Origin of the sequence: Streptomyces sp. NPDC096339, from assembly GCF_044762985.1 — a bacterium.
In the GTDB taxonomy this organism is placed as follows: Bacteria; Actinomycetota; Actinomycetes; order Streptomycetales; family Streptomycetaceae; genus Streptomyces.
The window spans coordinates 22,209-40,138 of the sequence record NZ_JBIWFI010000029.1 but is presented as its reverse complement, the minus strand read 5'-3'; the positions used below and the strand labels follow the sequence as shown (position 1 = coordinate 40,138).

15 protein-coding genes are annotated in these 17,930 nt (G+C 72.7%); 5 read left to right on the top strand and 10 right to left on the bottom strand.

Translation table 11 applies throughout. The annotated features are described in order from the left end of the window. Positions 1-625: 625 nt before the first annotated feature. Positions 626-1,249, bottom strand: a complete 624-nt coding sequence (gene pdxH / locus ACIQ5Y_RS29025; protein WP_403886915.1) for a pyridoxamine 5'-phosphate oxidase — start codon at positions 1,247-1,249, stop codon at positions 626-628. Between the two features lie 237 nt (positions 1,250-1,486). Here pdxH and ACIQ5Y_RS29020 point away from each other — a divergent pair, with 237 nt between their 5' ends. Beyond that, complete coding sequence (locus ACIQ5Y_RS29020) at positions 1,487-2,593, top strand: citrate synthase 2 (RefSeq protein ID WP_376660498.1); 1,107 nt, start codon at positions 1,487-1,489, stop codon at positions 2,591-2,593. Positions 2,594-2,659: 66 nt separating this feature from the next. Here the strand turns inward: ACIQ5Y_RS29020 and ACIQ5Y_RS29015 are convergent, their stop codons facing one another. The 7 genes from ACIQ5Y_RS29015 to ACIQ5Y_RS28985 all read right to left on the bottom strand — a co-directional run bounded on the left by ACIQ5Y_RS29015 (position 2,660) and on the right by ACIQ5Y_RS28985 (position 11,980). Next, positions 2,660-3,289, bottom strand: a complete 630-nt coding sequence (locus ACIQ5Y_RS29015; RefSeq protein WP_403886722.1) for a TetR/AcrR family transcriptional regulator — start codon at positions 3,287-3,289, stop codon at positions 2,660-2,662. Continuing rightward, on the bottom strand, positions 3,277-4,014 hold the full coding sequence (locus ACIQ5Y_RS29010; RefSeq protein WP_403886719.1) for an enoyl-CoA hydratase family protein: 738 nt from the start codon (positions 4,012-4,014) through the stop codon (positions 3,277-3,279). The genes ACIQ5Y_RS29015 and ACIQ5Y_RS29010 overlap by 13 nt, the downstream gene beginning before the upstream one ends. A 461-nt stretch (positions 4,015-4,475) precedes the next feature. Then, the gene (locus ACIQ5Y_RS29005; RefSeq protein ID WP_403886716.1) at positions 4,476-5,636 is read right to left on the bottom strand and encodes an acyl-CoA dehydrogenase family protein; all 1,161 of its coding nucleotides are present in this window, start codon (positions 5,634-5,636) and stop codon (positions 4,476-4,478) included. Further along, on the bottom strand, positions 5,633-7,579 hold the full coding sequence (locus tag ACIQ5Y_RS29000; RefSeq protein ID WP_403886713.1) for a biotin carboxylase N-terminal domain-containing protein: 1,947 nt from the start codon (positions 7,577-7,579) through the stop codon (positions 5,633-5,635). Before ACIQ5Y_RS29000 ends, ACIQ5Y_RS29005 begins: the two co-directional genes overlap by 4 nt. Positions 7,580-7,587: 8 nt before the next feature. Next, the gene (locus tag ACIQ5Y_RS28995) at positions 7,588-9,186 is read right to left on the bottom strand and encodes an acyl-CoA carboxylase subunit beta (RefSeq protein WP_403886710.1); all 1,599 of its coding nucleotides are present in this window, start codon (positions 9,184-9,186) and stop codon (positions 7,588-7,590) included. After that, positions 9,183-11,078, bottom strand: coding sequence for an acyclic terpene utilization AtuA family protein (locus tag ACIQ5Y_RS28990; protein WP_403886912.1), 1,896 nt, complete (start codon positions 11,076-11,078; stop codon positions 9,183-9,185). The genes ACIQ5Y_RS28995 and ACIQ5Y_RS28990 overlap by 4 nt, the downstream gene beginning before the upstream one ends. Before the next feature lie 101 nt (positions 11,079-11,179). Continuing rightward, positions 11,180-11,980, bottom strand: a complete 801-nt coding sequence (locus ACIQ5Y_RS28985; RefSeq protein ID WP_403886707.1) for a TIGR03084 family metal-binding protein — start codon at positions 11,978-11,980, stop codon at positions 11,180-11,182. Between the two features lie 318 nt (positions 11,981-12,298). Here ACIQ5Y_RS28985 and ACIQ5Y_RS28980 point away from each other — a divergent pair, with 318 nt between their 5' ends. The 3 genes from ACIQ5Y_RS28980 (at position 12,299) to ACIQ5Y_RS28970 (ending at position 15,055) form a co-directional block, all read left to right on the top strand. Then, complete coding sequence (locus ACIQ5Y_RS28980) at positions 12,299-13,966, top strand: alpha/beta fold hydrolase (protein ID WP_403886704.1); 1,668 nt, start codon at positions 12,299-12,301, stop codon at positions 13,964-13,966. A gap of 212 nt (positions 13,967-14,178) precedes the next feature. Continuing rightward, entirely contained in the window at positions 14,179-14,346 is a 168-nt protein-coding gene (locus tag ACIQ5Y_RS28975) for a hypothetical protein (RefSeq protein ID WP_403886701.1), read from the top strand. A 58-nt stretch (positions 14,347-14,404) separates the two neighbouring features. Next, positions 14,405-15,055 carry a hypothetical protein gene (locus ACIQ5Y_RS28970; protein WP_403886698.1) on the top strand — a complete coding sequence of 217 codons (651 nt, stop codon included), beginning with the start codon at positions 14,405-14,407 and terminating at the stop codon, positions 15,053-15,055. Between the two features lie 50 nt (positions 15,056-15,105). Here ACIQ5Y_RS28970 and ACIQ5Y_RS28965 read toward each other — a convergent pair whose 3' ends face one another. Beyond that, entirely contained in the window at positions 15,106-15,942 is an 837-nt protein-coding gene (locus ACIQ5Y_RS28965) for a sporulation protein (RefSeq protein ID WP_403886696.1), read from the bottom strand. Positions 15,943-16,041: 99 nt separating this feature from the next. Between ACIQ5Y_RS28965 and ACIQ5Y_RS28960 the strand changes: the two genes are divergently transcribed. Continuing rightward, positions 16,042-16,872, top strand: a complete 831-nt coding sequence (locus ACIQ5Y_RS28960) for a sporulation protein (RefSeq protein WP_403886693.1) — start codon at positions 16,042-16,044, stop codon at positions 16,870-16,872. 31 nt (positions 16,873-16,903) lie between these two features. Here ACIQ5Y_RS28960 and hemB read toward each other — a convergent pair whose 3' ends face one another. Further along, positions 16,904-17,905 (bottom strand): porphobilinogen synthase, encoded by a 1,002-nt coding sequence (gene hemB, locus ACIQ5Y_RS28955; RefSeq protein WP_384750706.1) that lies wholly within the window; start codon positions 17,903-17,905, stop codon positions 16,904-16,906. Between the last annotated feature and the right edge of the window lie 25 nt (positions 17,906-17,930).

Genomic DNA, 17,930 nt, shown 5'->3' with positions numbered 1-17,930 from the left:
CCACCATGAACAAGGCGATGCCGTCGTCCGCGTTCCGGCCCAGATCCTCGTGGTGACGTCAACGGGTCGCGGTTCGTATGCCAGGACCACCCCGGACCGCTTCGGTTTCCCCCGCTTGCAGCGGCCTCGTGGCAAGCTCCACCACGGCCACACAACCGGGGACCTGGTCTCGGCCGTCGTCCCCCATGGGAAGTGGGTCGGCCGCTGGGTGGGACGCATCGCGGTCCGGAGCAGTGGTCAGCATCGGATCGCGACGCTGACCAGCCGGTTTGACGTCTCCCACCGGAATTTGCGGCTACTCCAGAGGGCCGATGGTTATGCCTACGGAATCACAGACGAAATTCGATTGAGCCGGGAGCTCGGACCTGCCTAGAGTGGTCGCACGCTGAAAGGAGGTGATCCCGGAAATGTATGAAATCCGGACGCGTGAGGTGGCTGCGGGCTAAGCGCCCGTCGTCGCACGCACCCAGTGCGGTGCCCGGCGGGATCGCCGAGCGCCAATCCACAGCAGTCACCCGACCCGCGGGCTCGCCGGTACGTCCGGCCGGCTTCTCCCACTGCAGGGGAGAGACCCGAGCCCGCGGGTCGCCTGTTTTTTCGGCGCCCCACGGGCCTCCGGGGGCCCCTAGGGACAGAGCCGCTCCACGCGCCACTTCTCCGCGTCCAGGACGTACCGCAGCCGGTCGTGCAGGCGGTTCTCGTGGCCCTGCCAGAACTCCACCTCGTCCGGGACCACCCGGATGCCGCCCCACTGCGGCGGGACCGGGACCTGCTCGCCCTCCGGGTAGCGGTCGGCGAGCTCCGCGTAGCGGCGGTCCAGTTCCGCGCGGGAGCCGATCACGCTGGACTGCTCGCTCGCCCAGGCGCCCAGCTGCGAGCCGTGCGGGCGCGAGCGGAAGTACGCCGCCGTCTCGTCGCGGCCGATACGGGCCGCCGTGCCGGTGACGACGACCTGGCGGGCGATGGGGTGCCAGGGGAAGAGCAGCGCCACGCGTGGGTTCTCGGCGATCTCCCGGCCCTTGCGGGAGTCGTAATTGGTGAAGAAGACGAAGCCCCGGTCGTCGAACTGCTTCAGCAGCACCGTGCGGGAGCTGGGGCGGCCGTCGGCCGTCGCCGTCGAAACGATCATCGCGTTCGGTTCGAAGACGTGGGCGTCGGCGGCCTGCTGGAACCACCGGGCGAACTGCCGCATCGGGTCCTCGGCGAGGCTCTCCTCCTCGACGATCTCCGAGCGGTACTGCTTGCGCATGGTGGCGGGATCAAGGTCCTGGTCGGTCACCCGGCCATCCTGCCGCAGTACGACCGTCACCGGTGTGCCGTATGTCACGCTTCCGCACCGCATCGAGAGCCGACAAAATCTTGGGGCCGGTCCGACGGTCCCACACGGGTGACCATCGGCCGACCCGGGCATCAACGGGGATGACCGCGCCGGACCGCGAATCACGCCGGGAGCCGCGCGTGTTCGCACTATCTGAGGAGCCGCCTGATGTCCGACTTCGTACCCGGTCTCGAGGGAGTCATCGCGTTCGAAACGGAGATCGCCGAACCCGACAAGGAGGGCGGTGCGCTCCGTTACCGCGGTGTCGACATCGAAGACCTCGTGGGCCACGTTTCCTTCGGGAACGTCTGGGGCCTGCTGGTCGACGGTGCGTTCAACCCCGGACTGCCCGCCGCCGAGCCCTTCCCCATCCCGGTCCACTCCGGTGACATCCGGGTCGACGTGCAGTCCGCGCTCGCCATGCTCGCCCCGGTGTGGGGTCTGAAACCGCTGCTGGACATCGACGAGCAGACCGCCCGCGACGACCTCGCGCGCGCCGCCGTCATGGCCCTGTCGTACGTCGCCCAGTCGGCACGCGGTCAGGGCCTGCCGATGGTGCCGCAGAAGGAGATCGACAAGGCCGAGTCCGTCGTCGAGCGGTTCATGATCCGCTGGCGGGGCGAGCCCGACCCGAAGCACGTCAAGGCCGTCGACGCGTACTGGACCTCCGCCGCCGAGCACGGCATGAACGCCTCCACGTTCACCGCCCGCGTGATCGCCTCGACCGGTGCCGACGTCGCCGCCGCCCTGTCGGGTGCCGTCGGCGCCATGTCCGGGCCGCTGCACGGCGGTGCGCCGTCCCGCGTCCTCGGCATGATCGAGGAGATCGAGCGCACCGGCGACGCCGTGGCGTACGTGAAGAAGGCCCTGGACAAGGGCGAGCGCCTGATGGGCTTCGGGCACCGCGTCTACCGCGCCGAGGACCCGCGCGCCCGCGTGCTGCGCCGTACGGCCAAGGAGCTGGACGCCCCGCGCTACGAGATCGCCGCCGCGCTGGAGAAGGCCGCGCTGGAGGAGCTGCACGCGCGCCGTCCCGACCGGGTGCTCGCCACCAACGTGGAGTTCTGGGCCGCGATCATGCTGGACTTCGCGGAGGTCCCGGCGCACATGTTCACCTCGATGTTCACGTGCGCCCGTACCGCCGGCTGGTCGGCGCACATCCTGGAGCAGAAGCGCACGGGCCGCCTGGTCCGCCCGTCGGCCCGCTACACGGGCCCGAGCCGGCGCGACCCGCGCGAGATCTCGGGGTACGCGGACATGGCCGAGACGGCCTGACCCACCCACCCCGTCGCCGTCAGGGCGCCGCACCCCCCGCAACGGGGTGCGGCGCCCTGACGCTTCTCATCCCGCTTCCGTCATCAGCGCGGCCTCGATGATGCGGGACCACTGGGCCACCACCCGGGCGCGGCGGGCCGTGTCGTCGGTGAGTACGTTGGCCAGGCCGAGGCCGCGGGCCATGTCGAGGAGGCCCTGCACGGTCTCCCGTACGCCGGGGACGGACTCGTCGGCGCCGAGCAGCCCGACCGCGATGCGGTGGGTCTCGCGGCCCACGCGGGCCTCCAGCTCGGTGACCCGGGGACGCAGCTGCTCCTCGTTGGAGGCGGCGACCCACAGCTGGAGGGCGGCCCGGAAGAGCGTGCCGGTGTACAGGTCCACGATGGCTTCGACGGCCGCCGGGCGGACGACGGGGCCGGTCTGGAAGAGCTCGCGCAGGGCGGTGGAGCGTTCCTCGGCGACGTACTCGACCGCGGCGGTGAACAGGTCCTCGCGGGTCGGGAAGTGGTGCTGGGCGGCGCCCCGCGAGACCCCGGCGCGCTCGGCGACGACGGCGACGGTGGAGCCGGCCCAGCCGTGTTCCGCGAGGCACGAGACGGCCGCCTCCAGGAGGTGGCGGCGGGTGACGCGGCTGCGGGCCTGCTTGGGGCCCTGTCGGGCGTCCTGCGGGATCCGGGTGTCGGTCACAGGGCCCACGACGGGTTCCGGCGTTCGAAGCGGGCGGTGATGCCTTCGCGGGCCTCGTCGGAGGCGAAGAGTCCGGCGGACAGCTCGGTCAGGCGGGCGCCGTCACGGGCGACGGCCTCGCGCACGGCGGCGGCGGTCAGCGACTTGGTGGCGGCCAGGCCCTGCGGGGAGGCCTTGCGCAGGCCTGCGAGGACCGGTGCGAGCACGTCGTCGACATCCCCCTCGGAGTGAAGTGTCAGCAACCCGATCCTGGTCGCCTCGGCGGCGTCGAAGGCCTCGGCGGTGAGGAAGTAGCGGGCGGCGGCGCGGGGGTCGAGGCGCGGCAGCAGCGGGATGGAGATCACGGCGGGGGCGAGGCCGAGGTGGGTCTCGGTGAAGGCGTACGAGGACTGCGGCCCGGCGGCGGCGATGTCGCAGACCCCGAGCAGCCCGAGGCCTCCGGCGCGGACGTGTCCGGTGACGCGGGCGACGACGGGCTTGGGGAGTTCGGCGATCTCGCGGAGCAGGGCGAGGAAGTCGGCGGGGTCGCAGGGCGACTTGAGGTCGGCGCCGGCGCAGAAGGTGGTCCCGGTGTGCGTCAGCACGACGGCCCGTACCGCGGGGTCGCCTCCGGCGTCGGCGAGCGCGGCGCGGAGGGCGGCGACGAGGTCGGCGGAGAGCGCGTTGCGGTTGGCCGGGGAGTCGAGGGTGAGCGTGGCAACGCCGGTCGCTCGCGCGGCGTGAACGGGTGGCATGTCTCCTCCGGAGTGGTGGGTTACGGGGGGCGGCGGCCGGCTGCGCCGGGGCGGTGTCCCCTGCGGGGGGGGCTGGGCGGTGTTCCCCTGGCGGGGCTGTGTGGGGGCCGGTGCCGGGGTGGGGTGTTGTCCGGGACTCATGATTTATGGCGCCCTGGCGGCACAAGCCTGTACGAGCAGCGGTCGCGCCACAAATCACGTTATACGTCCCGGACAACACCCCACCCCGTCCCCGACCTGGCAGTCCCGACCGGTCACCATCCAGCCCCACCGGCGTTCGAGCCCCGGGTCTCCTCAGCCCGTCCGGCGTTTGAGGACCGGGTCCGGGCAGAGCCGGGTCTTTCAGCCCGTCCGGCGTTTGAGGACCGGGTCCGGGCAGAGCCCGGGGAACGGTGGAAGGGCGGGGCGGGGAGAGGCTCCGCGCAGCGGCACCCGGACCCGCACCCGCACCCGCACCCCGGCTAGTACGACTTCGGCAGGCCAAGGGTCTGGTGGGAGACGAAGTTCAGGATCATCTCGCGGCTGACCGGCGCGATCCGCGCCACCCGCGCCGCCGTGACCAGCGACGCCAGCCCGTACTCACGGGTGAGGCCGTTGCCCCCGAGGGTGTGGACCGCCTGGTCCACGGCGCGGACACACGCCTCGCCGGCGGCGTACTTCGCCATGTTCGCCGCCTCCCCCGCCCCCATGTCGTCCCCCGCGTCGTACAGCGCAGCGGCCTTCTGCATCATCAGGCGGGCCAGTTCCAGCTCGATGTGGGCCGCCGCCAGCGGGTGGGACACGGCCTGGTGGGCGCCGATCGGCTCCTTCCACACCTGGCGGGTCTTCGCGTATTCCAGGGCCTTGGCCAGCGCGTAACGCCCCATGCCGATCGCGAAGGCAGCCGTCATGATGCGCTCCGGGTTGAGCCCGGCGAAGAGCTGGAGGAGGCCCGCGTCCTCGTCTCCGACCAGCGCGGAGGACGGCAGGCGCACCTCGTCCAGGACGAGCTCGAACTGCTTCTCCGCCGCCTGCAGTTCCATCTCGATGACGGAGCGGGAGAAGCCGGGGGCGTCGCGGGGCACGATGAACAGGCAGGGCTTGAGCCGCCCGGTCCGGGCGTCCTCGGTGCGGCCGACGATGAGCGTGGCGTCGGCGATGTCCACGCCGGAGATGAAGACCTTGCGTCCGGTGAGGATCCAGTCGTCGCCGTCGCGCCGAGCCGTGGTGGTGATGCGGTGGGAGTTGGAGCCGGCGTCCGGTTCGGTGATGCCGAAGGCCATGGTGCGGCTGCCGTCGGCGAGACCCGGGAGCCAGGCCCGCTTCTGCTCCTCGGTGCCGAAGCGGGAGATGACCGTGCCGCAGATGGCGGGCGAGACGACCATCATCAGCAGCGGACAGCCGGCGGCCCCGAGTTCTTCGAGGACGATGGAGAGCTCGGCGATGCCGCCCCCTCCGCCGCCGTACGCCTCGGGGAGGTTCACCCCGAGGTAGCCGAGCTTGGCGGCGTCGGCCCACAGCTCGTCGGGGTGGCCGCCTTCGCGGGCGACGCGGGCCAGGTACTCGCGCCCGTACTTCTGCCCCAGCGCGGCGACCGCCGTGCGCAGGGCCTTGTGCTCCTCGGACTCGATGGTGTGGCTCATGACTGCGGTTCCTCCTGGACTACGGCGAGCAGGGCGCCGAACTCGACCTGTTGGCCGGTGGCGGCGTGGAGCGCGGTGAGCGTGCCGGAGGCGGGGGCGAGGATGCGGTGTTCCATCTTCATGGCCTCCAGCCAGAGCAGGGGCTGCCCGGCGGTGACGGCCCGGCCGGGGGCCAGGCCCTCGGCGACGCGGACGACGGTGCCGGGCATGGGGGCGAGCAGGGAGCCCGGCTCGGTGCGGTCCTGGGGATCGGCGAACCGGGGGACGGGGGTCAGGGTGTGGGCGCCGGTGAGGGCCGAATCGACGTAGACCTCGGGCTTGTTCGAATTTTGTTTCACGTGGAACAGGCGGCGGATCCCGTCGACTTCGAGCGTGACGAGCTCCGGGGTGGCGGACAGGACCCGCACCCCGGGGTGGTCCACCGGGTGGTGGGCGACCTCGTACTCGGCGCCGGCCGCGGTGTAGCGGCGGGTCGCCGGCTGCGAGCGGACGTTGCGCCAGCCGCCCAGGCGCGCGGCGAGGGAGGCGCCCGGGGCGGGGGCCGCCTCGGCGAGGGCGGCGGCGAGGGCGGCCAGGGTGGCGTCGGGGGCGCCTTCGGTGAGGGCGGCGAGGTTGCGGTCGTAGAAGCCGGTGTCGAGCCGTCCGGCGGTGAACTCCGGGTGGCGCAGGGACCGTACGAGGAGCTCCCGGTTGGTGGTGAGCCCGTGGATCCGGGCCCGGGACAGGGAGTGGGCGAGGACGCGGACCGCCTCGGCTCGGGTGGGAGCGTGGGCGACGACCTTGGCGAGCATGGGGTCGTAGTGGATGCCGACCGTGTCCCCGTCGGCGAATCCGGTGTCCACGCGGACCTCCCCCGGCACGGCGAGGGTGTGCAGGACGCCGGTCTGCGGGCGCCAGTCCCGGGCGGGGTCCTCCGCGTACAGGCGGGCCTCGACGGCGTGCCCGGCGGCCTCCGGGGGTTTCAGCGGCAGGGCCGCCCCTTCCGCGACGCGCAGTTGCAGCGCCACCAGATCGATGCCGAACACGGCTTCGGTGACGGGGTGTTCCACCTGGAGGCGGGTGTTCATCTCCAGGAAGTACGGGCGGCCGTCGGCCGTGACCAGGAACTCGACCGTGCCGGCCCCCCGGTAGGAGACGGCTCGGGCGGCGGCCACGGCGGCCTGGTGGAGGCCGGCCCGCAGCGCTTCGGGCAGGCCGGGCGCGGGGGCCTCCTCGATGACCTTCTGGTGGCGCCGCTGGAGGGAGCAGTCGCGGGTGCCGAGCGGCCAGACGGTGCCGTGGGCGTCGGCGAGGATCTGTACCTCCACGTGGCGGCCGCGCTCCACGTACGGCTCGGCGAAGACCTCGCCGTCCCCGAAGGCGGAACGGGCCTCGGCGGACGCCGCGTCCAGCTCGGCCTTGAGCTGGTCCAGGTCCCGGACCAGGCGCATCCCGCGCCCGCCGCCGCCCGCCGCGGCCTTGAGCAGCAGCGGCAGGTCGGCGTGGGTGGCGGCGGCCGGATCGACGGGGTCGAGGAGCGGGACCCCGGCGGCTCGCATGAGTTCCTTGGCCCGGGTCTTGGAGGCCATGGCCTCGATGGCCTCGGGGGGCGGGCCGATCCAGAGGAGACCGGCGGCCTGGACCTCGCGGGCGAAATCGGCGTTCTCGGAGAGGAAGCCGTAGCCGGGGTGGACGGCATCGGCGCCTGCGGCGAGAGCGGCCTTGATGACGAGGTCGCCGCGCAGGTAGGTGTCGGCGGGGGCCGCGCCCGGCAGGCGTACGGCGCTGTCGGCGCCGCGTACGTGCAGGGCGTCGGCGTCCGGGTCGGAGTGGACGGCGACGGTCTCCAGGCCCAGGGCACGGGCGGTGCGGAAGATCCGTACGGCGATCTCCCCCCGGTTGGCGACCAGGAGGGAGGTGATGGGCGTGGTGGCGTTGGGAGTGGTGGCGTTGGCGTTGGTCATCTGCGGGCTCACATCCGGAAGACGCCGAAGCCGCCGCGGGCGCCCTCGACGGGGGCGTTGTGCACGGCGGACAGGCACAGGCCGAGGACGGTACGGGTGTCGCGCGGGTCGATGACCCCGTCGTCGTACAGCCGCCCGGACAGGAACATCGGAAGGGACTCGGACTCGATCTGCGCCTCCACGAAGGAGCGCATCCCCGCGTCCGCCTCCTCGTCGTAGGGCAGGCCCTTCGCGGCGGCGGACTGCCGGGACACGATGGACAGCACGCCGGCGAGCTGCTGGGGCCCCATGACGGCGGACTTGGCGCTCGGCCAGGCGAAGAGGAAACGGGGCTCGTAGGCCCGCCCGCACATGCCGTAGTGCCCGGCGCCGTAGGAAGCTCCCACGAGCACGGACAGGTGCGGCACACGGGAGTTGGACACCGCGTTGATCATCATCGAGCCGTGCTTGATGATGCCGCCCTGCTCGTACTCCTTGCCGACCATGTAGCCGGTGGTGTTGTGGAGGAAGAGCAGGGGGATGTCGCGCTGGTTGGCCAGCTGGATGAACTGGGCGGCCTTCTGGGACTCGGCGCTGAACAGCACCCCTTGCGCGTTGGCGAGGACGCCGACCGGATAGCCGTGCAGGGTGGCCCAGCCGGTGACCAGGCTCGGCCCGTACAGCGGCTTGAACTCGTCGAAGTCGGAGCCGTCGACGATGCGCGCGATGACCTCGCGCGGATCGAAGGGCGTCTTGAGGTCCGCCGGGACGATCCCGAGGAGCTCCTCCGGGTCGTACAGCGGCTCGGCCGCCGGGGCCGGCTCGGGGTGTGCCTTGCGGTGGTTGAGCCGGGCGACGACACGGCGGGCCTGGCGGATCGCGTCCTGCTCGTCGAGGGCGTAGTAGTCGGCGAGGCCGGAGGTGCGCGCGTGCATGTCGGCGCCGCCGAGCGACTCGTCGTCGCTCTCCTCGCCGGTGGCCATCTTCACCAGCGGCGGCCCGCCGAGGAACACCTTCGAGCGGTCCTTGATCATGACGGTGTGGTCGGACATGCCGGGGATGTACGCGCCTCCGGCGGTCGAATTCCCGAACACCACGGCGACGGTGGGGATCCCGGCGGCCGAGAGCCGGGTCAGGTCGCGGAAGATCGCGCCGCCCGGGATGAAGATCTCCTTCTGGGAGGGGAGATCGGCGCCGCCTGACTCGACGAGGCTGATGACGGGCAGCCGGTTCTGCAGGGCGATCTCGTTGGCCCGCAGCGCCTTCTTCAGCGTCCAGGGGTTGCTGGCCCCGCCGCGGACGGTCGGGTCGTTGGCCGTGACCAGGCATTCGACGCCCTCGACCGTGCCGATGCCGGTCACCATGGAGGCGCCGACGGGGTAGTCGCTGCCCCACGCGGCGAGCGGGCTCAGCTCCAGGAACGGCGTGTCCGGGTCGAGGAGCAGCTCGATGCGCTCGCGCGCGAGCAGCTTGCCGCGGTCCTTGTGGCGGGCGGTGTACTTCTCGCCGCCGCCGGCGAGCGCCTTGGCGTGCTCGGCGTCGAGCGCGGCCAGCCGTTCGAGGGCGGCGGTACGGGCCTGCGCGTGCTCGGGGGCGTGGGGGTCGACGGTGGTGCCGAGACGGGTCATGAGCCGGTCCCCTCCGGGGTCAGCAGGTGGTTCGGGATGTCGAGGTGCCGGGCCCTGAGCCATTCGCCGAGGGCCTTGGCCTGGGGGTCGAAACGGTGCCCGGCGGCGACGCCGTCGCCGAGGATGCGGGGGATTTCGAAGTTCAGCGCGCGCAGGTTCGGGAGGGCGTGCCGGATGACGGGCAGCTCCCGGGCTTCGGGGAGCAGCTCCTGGAACAGCTCGACGGTGAGGGTCCGCTCGAGCCACTCCCAGGCGGCGTCGGTCTCGACCCACACCCCGACATTGGCGTCCCCACCCTTGTCCCCGCTCCGGGCCCCGGCCACGGTCCCCAGGGGGGCGCGGGCGGTCGCCCCTGCCGGGGCGCCTGTCCCTGCGGGGCTCTCCCCCACCCCGCCCCTTCCCGAACCGGGGCTCCGCCCCAGACCCGGCGCCTCAAACGCCGGCGGGGCTGTCCCTTCAGCCCCTCCGGCGTTTGAGGAGCGGGGGTCCGGGGGCGGAGCCCCCGCCGGGTCCGGGGCGGAGCCCCGGGAGCGGCGACCGGGGTCGCAAACCCCGGTTTCGGGAAGGCGCGGGGTGGGGGAAAGGCCCCGCGCAGCGGCCCCCGCACCCGGCACCGGCACCGGCACCGCCACCCGCGTGCCGTCCGCCAGCGCCGCCACGTGCGGCACCCCGGCGGCCGCGACCAGCGACGAGGCGAACACCCCGTACGGCTGCGCAGCCCCCGGCGGAGCCGTGACATGGAACCCGGGGTAGCTGCCGAGCGCCAGCTCCACCGCCGCCGAGGTCAACGCCCGCCCCACCCGGTCCGCCGAAGGATCCCGCACCACCAGCCTCAGCAACGCGCTCGCGGTCTCCTCCGTCCCCGCGTCCTCGTGGTCCGTGCGGGACAGGGTCCAGGCCACCTCGGCCACCCCGTCCAGCGCCTCGGACAGCTGCGCCCGTACCAGCGCCGCCTTCGCCTCGATGTCCAGGCCGGTCAGTACGAAGACCACCTCGTTGCGCCAGCCCCCGATCCGGGTCACGCCCACCTTCAGCGAGTCCGGTGGCGCCTCCCCCCGCACCCCCGAGATCCGCACCCGGTCGTCGCCGTCCCCGCCCAGCCGGACCGTGTCCAGGCGGGCCGTGACGTCCGGGCCCAGGTACCGCACGCCCTGGGTCTCGTAGAGGAGTTGCGCCGTGACCGTCCCGACCGAGACGACCCCGCCCGTGCCCGGGTGCTTGGTGATCACCGACGAACCGTCCTCGGCGATCTCCGCCAGCGGGAACCCGGGGCGGCGGACGTCGTGCGCGGTGAAGAAGGAGTAGTTGCCGCCGGTGGCCTGCGTCCCGCACTCCAGGACATGGCCCGCGACCACCGCCCCCGCCAGCCGGTCGTAGTCGTCCGGGGCCCAGTCGAACCACCAGGCCGCCGGGCCGCTGACCAGCGCCGCGTCCGTGACCCGGCCGGTGACGACCACGTCCGCGCCGGCCCGCAGGCAGGCCGTGATCCCGCCGCCGCCGAGGTAGGCGTTGGCCGTCAGCGCGCCCTCGGCGTACGGCATCAGGTCGTCGCCCTCCACGTGGGCCACGGCCACCGGCACTCCCACCTTGGCCGCCAACGCCCGTACCGCGTCAGCGAGTCCGGCCGGATTGAGCCCACCCGCGTTCGCGACGATCCGTACGCCCCGCTCGTGCGCGAGTCCGAGCCCCTCCTCCAGCTGGCGCAGGAAGGTCTTGGCGTAGCCGTGGTCTGGGTTCTTCAGTCGGTCCCGGCCGAGGATCAGCATGGTCAGCTCGGCCAGGTAGTCCCCGGTCAGTACGTCCAGCGGGCCGCCCGTCAGCATCTCGCGCAGCGCGTCGAAGCGGTCGCCGTAGAAACCGGAGGCGTTCCCGATCCGCAGCGGCCGCCGCATTACAGCCCCGGGCACGACAGCCCCAGGCCCGGCAGCCCCAGGCCCGGCAGCCCCGGGCCCGGCAGCCCCAGGCACGGCCGGTCCGGGCCCGGACCGGCCGGTCATCGGGCGGCCCCCGGCTCGCGCCCCGCCCCCGCCGGCCCCGCGAAGGCCTGGGCGATGTCCAGCCAGCGGTCCGCGTCGGGGCCGGTCGCCGTCAGGGCGAGGTCGGCGCGGTGCGCCCGCTGGGTCACCAGCAGGCAGAAGTCGAGCGCCGGGCCGGTGATCCGCTGCTCGGCGTCCGCGGGCCCGAAGGACCACACCCCGGATCCGTCCGGGGCCTCCAGCTCGACCCGGAACTCCTGGGCGGGCGCGGGCAGTCCGCGTACGGCGTAGGCGTAGTCGCGGGCCCGTACCCCGATCCGCGCCACGTGCCGCAGCCGCGCGGTCGGGGCGCGGCGCACGCCGAGCGCGTCCGCGACGTCCTGGCCGTGCGCCCAGGTCTCCATCAGCCGCGCGCTCGCCATGGAGGCGGCCTTCATCGGCGGCCCGTACCAGGGGAAACGGGTGTCCGGGGAGGCGGCGGCGAGCGCCTCGTCGAGGGCCGTACGAGTGGCCCGCCAGTGGGCGAGCAGCTCGCCGGGCGGTAGCTTCGCGCCCTCCTCCGCTCCCTCGTCGACGAAGGAGTCGGGGGCCTTCAGGGCCTCCTCGACCATGCGGGCGAAGGCGGTGGCGTCGGTGAGGGAGAGCAGCGCGGCCCGGTCGGTCCAGTGCAGGTGGGCGATCTGGTGGCCGATGCTCCAGCCGGGCGCGGGAGTGGGCCGGGCCCACTCCTGCGGACTCAACCCGCCTACCAAAGAGTCGAGTTCACGGCCCTCCTCGCGCAGATCGGCGTAAACGGCGGCGACGGACGGATCGGGCACGATGTGCTCCCCTCTCGGCGTGAGGGGAAGACTGGCAGCCTTCGCCAAAACAATCAAGCATGCTTGCATGTTTTCCGGACGAGTCGACGGCTTCCCGCCGGCCGCCCCAACGCCGCGCACCGCAGGGCCGGTTGCCCCACCGGGCACGCAGGAGTCGCCCATCGGAACGCGAGGGGATGCTTCAGGCCGGAATCCGGAAACTCGCGAAACGTCACCGGATGTCCCGTCGATACTGGACGTTCCGCTCCGGGCCCGGGCGATCCACGCACCACGTTCATCTCACTCGCCGAACACTCCGACGAAGAAGGACGTATCGCCGTGACCCCACCCGCCCAATCCCCCGACTTACCCGACACCCCCGGCTCCCTCGGCTTCCCCGACACCCCCGGCTCCCTCTACCCGGAACTCGACGCCACCGCCCTCGGCGCCTTCGTCGCCGCCCTGGAGAGCGGCGACGTCACCGGCCTTCCCCCCGCCCGCGCCGCCGAGGTCGCCGAGGCCCGCTCCGTCTCCGTCTTCACCCGCACCAAGGTGACCGGCGCCGACGGCGACCTGCTCGACGCCGGGCTGTGGCGGCACACCGGCAGCCTGCCGCGCCCCCTGATCGTGATGCCGTCCCCCTGGACGAGTCACGGCTGGATCCTCTACGCCGTCCAGGCCACCCTCTTCGCGACCCGCGGCTACAACGTCCTCGCCTACACCACCCGCGGCTTCGCCGCCTCCGAAGGCCGCGTCGAGGTCGCGGGCCCGCTCGACGTCGCCGACGCCAGCCGCGCCCTGGACCACCTCATCGAGCGCACCACCGGCCCCGTGGCCAAGATCGGCTTCCTCGGGGACTCGTACGGCTCCGGCATCAGCCAGCTCGTCGCCGCCCACGACACCCGCGTCAGCGCCGTCGTCGCGCTCAGCACCTGGGGCGATCTCGGCGAGGCGTTCTACGAGAACTCCACCCGCCACGTCGCCGCCGTACGGGCCCTGCTCGGCGCGGCCGCGAAGGCACGGCTGAGCCCGCAGACGCAGAGCGTCTTCGCCAACGTCCTCGCCAACCGCGACATCGAGGGCACCCTGCGCTGGGCCGAGCAGCGCTCACCCCTCACCCACATCAAGGAGCTCAACCGCCGCCAGGTCCCCGTCCTCTTCGCGCACGCCTGGCACGAGACGCTCTTCCCCACCAACCAGACGCTGAAGACGTTCAACGAACTCACCGGCCCCAAACGCCTCGTCCTGTCCATCGGCGATCATTCCGGGCCCGAGATGACGGGCATGCTCGGCCTGCCCAACCGGATCTGGACGGACGCCCACCGCTGGTTCGACCACCACCTCAGGGACATCGACAACGGCATCGCCGACGAGGGCCAGGTGATCAGCGAGGTGATGTGGAGCAAGACCCTCGAACCCCGCCCCACCTGGCACTCCCTCACCGAGCGGGTACACCGGCTGCACCTGGCGGGCAGCGGGGAACTCGCCGAGGAGCCGGAGGCCGGCTGGACGGCGACCGTGCTGTGCGGGGTCGACACCCCCGCCACCGTCGCCGACAAGGTCGTCGAGTCCGGATACGCGGAGATCGCGGGGCGCCCGAAGGTCTACCCGACCGGGACCATCGACCGTTCCGTCGCGGCCGTCTGGGCCTCGGAACCCGCCCGCGAGACCACCCGACTGCGCGGCACCCCGCGCCTGCGCGTGACCTACCGCGCCCCGAACCCGGGCTCCACCTTCATCGCGTACCTGCTCGACACGGCCCCCGACGGCACGGCGCACATCGTCACGCACGCCCCGTACACCGACCTCGGCTCGGCGCCCGACAGCCTGGTCAGCGCGGACATCGACCTCCAGGCGACGGCGTACGACGTACCGCGCGACCACCGCCTGCTGCTGGTGATCGACGCCCGCGACCGCTTCTACGGCGACGCCAACCTGCCGCGCGCGACCCTCGCGTTCACCTCACCCGAGGCGACCCCGTCGTACCTGGACCTGCCGCTCGGCTAGGGCTGAGAGGAGAACCGTGTACGCCCGTCCGGCCGGACCCCCGTAACCGGCCGGACGGGCATACGGATCCAGGGACGCCTGCGGAGTCGCTTCGGTTTCAAGATCGACTCACGAATTCCATCGCGCGCCGAGCGGCCCGTTCCCACCCCGGACCCGACCCGCTGCGCGTGAACCCTTCCGTCCGCCGGGAGGAGCCTGAGATGCTCCCCGCCATGAAGACGAAGAGCATGCTCCTCGCCGCCCTCAGCGCCCTCGCGCTGGCAGCGGTCCTCGCCGTGGCGAGCGGCTGGGGCCAGGACTTCCCCGACGGCGAATCCGCCCCGGCGAAGTCCTCCGCCTCGGGCTGGGGGCCGGACTACCCCGCGGCGGCACGGCTCTGAGGCGCGGAGCGCCCGAGGTCGTCCCGCGTTGTCGGTGGCCCGTGGCACAGTGCACCGCATGAACGAGGACATGCACGGACCCGCGCTGATCGACCGGGTGATCGAACGGGTCCGGGAGCGGGGCTGGCCCACCTGCGACGCCCCCGACCTCGACGAACCGGTGCCGCTCGCGCCCGAGGTGCTCGACCGGCTGAGGCTGCCCGGCGACCGGCCGCTGCCGCCCAGCCTGCGCCGCTGGCTTGCCTTCGACGGCTCCTGGCTCGCCGGCGTCGGCTGGTACGAGGACCCGGCCGAGCCCGTCCTCGGCGACCGGGGGCTGGGCGCGACGGCCGAGTGGATGTACGGCTCGGGCGACGGCCTGGTCGCGATGCTCGGCGACTTCGAGGAACTCCTGCCCGCCGTGTGCCTGCCGCTCGTCGGCGGCTGCGACTCGCGCCGCCTGCTCTACCTGGGCTCGCCGGACTCCACGGGCGAATACCCGGTGCTGGTGACCGACATCGACGACCTGCCGTACGTGGGCGTGATGTACCCCGGTCTCGACGTGTACCTCGCGGACCTCGCCGAAGTCCTGGACCTGGACTTCGACACCTACACCTCGCTGGCCGCGCATCCCGAGTACGCGGCGCGGATGGCCGAGCACGCGGAGAACACCGGACTCGGCCCGGACGGGCTGGAGTTCCACGAACTCGACCTCTTCGACCAGGGGTGACCTGCGGATCGTGGCCGGACGCCCCCTGACGCCCACCGCGCGAGGCGGGCTCACCGCCTCCCGAGGCGGTCCAGGCCCGGGAGGTCGGCCAGCGCCTCGCGGACGCGGGCGTCGAGGCCGACCTCGCCGACCTCGTGATGTGCGACGGGGAACGACAGCGCGGGCGGTTTCTGCTGCCAGCCGATCCTGTCCCGGTCCGCACGGCGTACGAAGACGAGGGCGCCGACCTGGCTGTTGACGAGGGTCACCTCGATCTCCGCGAAGTCGTCGGCCCCCCGGCCCGGGTCCTCCAGGTAGTAGTTCTGGAGCCAGGAGCTGCGCTGCTCGACGTGCGGGGCGCCCTCGTCCGTCAGCCGGGCCTCGACGCGGCTGTACCCCTCGGCGAAGAACGCGTCCATCACCGCCTCGTGCAGCGGCGGCGCCGCCACGTGCAGGAAGTCGATGTCCTTCACCACGTCGGTCTCGGCGACTCTGATTGTCGTGACCACCGACAGGTCGATGCCCATGGACCGGCCTCCGAGCTCGGTGACCGGGCACTCCCAGGGCAGCCGCCCGCTGAACCGGATCCGGTGCTCCGCGCCGGGCGCCACCTCGGCGGAGTCCTCCCAGCCGGCGGGCTCGAGCCGGGCCACCTCCATCTCGCGCGTGGCACCGTACGTGGTCAGGGCCTTGGCCATGACCCGCAGGTCGTAGCGGTCGACCTTCAGCCCCGTACCTCCGCCCCGGAACACGACCTCGCCCTTGAGCCACTCGCCGGGCCGCGCGTCGACGGTGCCGATGACGGTGTCGATCTCGGGCGGCGCGTCGTCCTGAGCGGCGGCGGCCCCGCGCGCACCGCTGTCGTCCCCGCCCCCACGCCCGAACCCCAACAGCCTGAGCAGCCCCACCGCTTCCTCCCCCGTCGAGCCCCCGAAAGCCTAACCCGCGGCACGGAACCGGCCTCCGGCTAGGCTCGTGCCCAAGGCGTACGGGGAGGGGGTCGGACAGTGGCGTTCCGCAAGCTGTTCGAGTCGGACGAGGAAACGGCCGGAGAGGGCGCGGCGGGCGCCGACGGGCCCGAGATCGACACCAGGATCAGTACCCGCACGCTCCGCCCCGGCGCGGAGGTCAGTGGCCGGCTGGTGATCCGCGCCGGGGGAGCCGACCTGCGGACCGAGGACATCATCCTCCAGCCGGTCGCACCGATGTACCGGCGGAGCGGCGCGACCGTCACGGACCACCTGGCGTTCTTCCACACCGGGGGCGTCCGCTTCGAGATCCCGGCCGGCACGGAGCGGCAGATCCCGTTCGACGGGCGGCTCCCCTGGTACTCGCCGTTCACCGACTTCGACGGCCGGGCCCTCGGCGTGGACTTCGCGCTGCGCACGCGCATCGCCCTGAAGGACGCCGCCGGAACCGTCCTCACCGACACCGACTTCCTCCACGTCGACCCGCTGCCCGCCGTGGCGGCGGCGCTCGACGCCTTCGGCGAACTCGGCTATCTGGAGCGGCACTCCCACCTGGTCAAGGACCGGATCAAGCACTCGGAGTCGTACGCGGAGGCGTACCAGCCGATCTTCGTCAGCGACCCGACCGGCGGCCGGACGGACTTCCCCGAGCTCGAACTCGCCTTCGACACCAACCCGGTGGGCACGATCTGTCACGTCCGCACCGCCGCGCCGCACGTCTTCGAGTGGGAGCGCAAGCCCGGCACGGTCTGGTTCCCGGTCGCCCACCACGAGGTGGGCCGGGCGGACGTGACGGCCCGCGCGGCGAAGGCCCTCGATGAGCTGGCGGACCTCTACCGCCGCCACCCCAAGAAGGCCCACCCGCGCTGACCGGATCCCGCGTTCGGGCCGTCGACCGTCGTCAGCGCTCCGCGCGCAGCCACTGGGCGACCTCGGTCGCCCAGTAGGTGAGGATCGTGTCCGCGCCGGCCCGCTTGATGCCGAGGAGGGTCTCCATGATCGCGCGGTCCCGCTCGATCCAGCCCTTCTCCGCTGCCGCCTCGATCATCGCGAACTCGCCGCTGATCTGGTACGCCGCCACCGGCACGTCCACGGATTCCGCGACCCGGTAGAGGATGTCGAGGTAGGGACCGGCCGGCTTGACCATCACCATGTCGGCGCCCTCCTCCAGGTCGAGGGCCAGCTCCCGCAGGGACTCGCGGGCGTTCGCCGGGTCCTGCTGGTAGGTCTTGCGGTCACCCTGGAGGCTCGACGCGACGGCCTCGCGGAAGGGGCCGTAGAAGGCGGAGGAGTACTTCGCCGTGTAGGCGAGGATCGAGACGTCCTCGTGCCCGGTCTCGTCGAGCGCGTCGCGGATCACGCCGACCTGGCCGTCCATCATTCCGCTCGGACCCACCACGTGGACGCCCGCGTCGGCCTGGACTTGCGCCATCTCCGCGTACCGCTCCAGCGTCGCGTCGTTGTCGACACGGCCGTTCTCGTCGAGGACCCCGCAGTGACCGTGGTCGGTGTACTCGTCCAGGCAGAGGTCCGACATGATCACCAGATCGTCGCCCACCTCGGCCTTCACATCGCGGATGGCGACCTGGAGGATCCCGTCCGGCTCGGTGCCCGCCGTGCCGAGCGCGTCCTTGTTCTCGTCCGCCGGGACACCGAAGAGCATGATCCCCGCGACGCCCGCCTCGACCGCCTCCACGGCCGCCTTCCGCAGCGTGTCCCGCGTGTGCTGGACGACGCCCGGCATCGCCGAGATCGGCAGGGGCTCGCTGATGCCCTCCCGTACGAACGCGGGGAGGATCAGGTCGGAGGGGTGCAGCCGGTACTCCGCGACCATGCGCCGCATGGCAGGGGTCGTACGCAGCCGGCGGGGCCGCGAGCCGGGGAAGGATCCGTACGCGCTCATCTTCAGTCGCCTCTTCGAGCCTGGA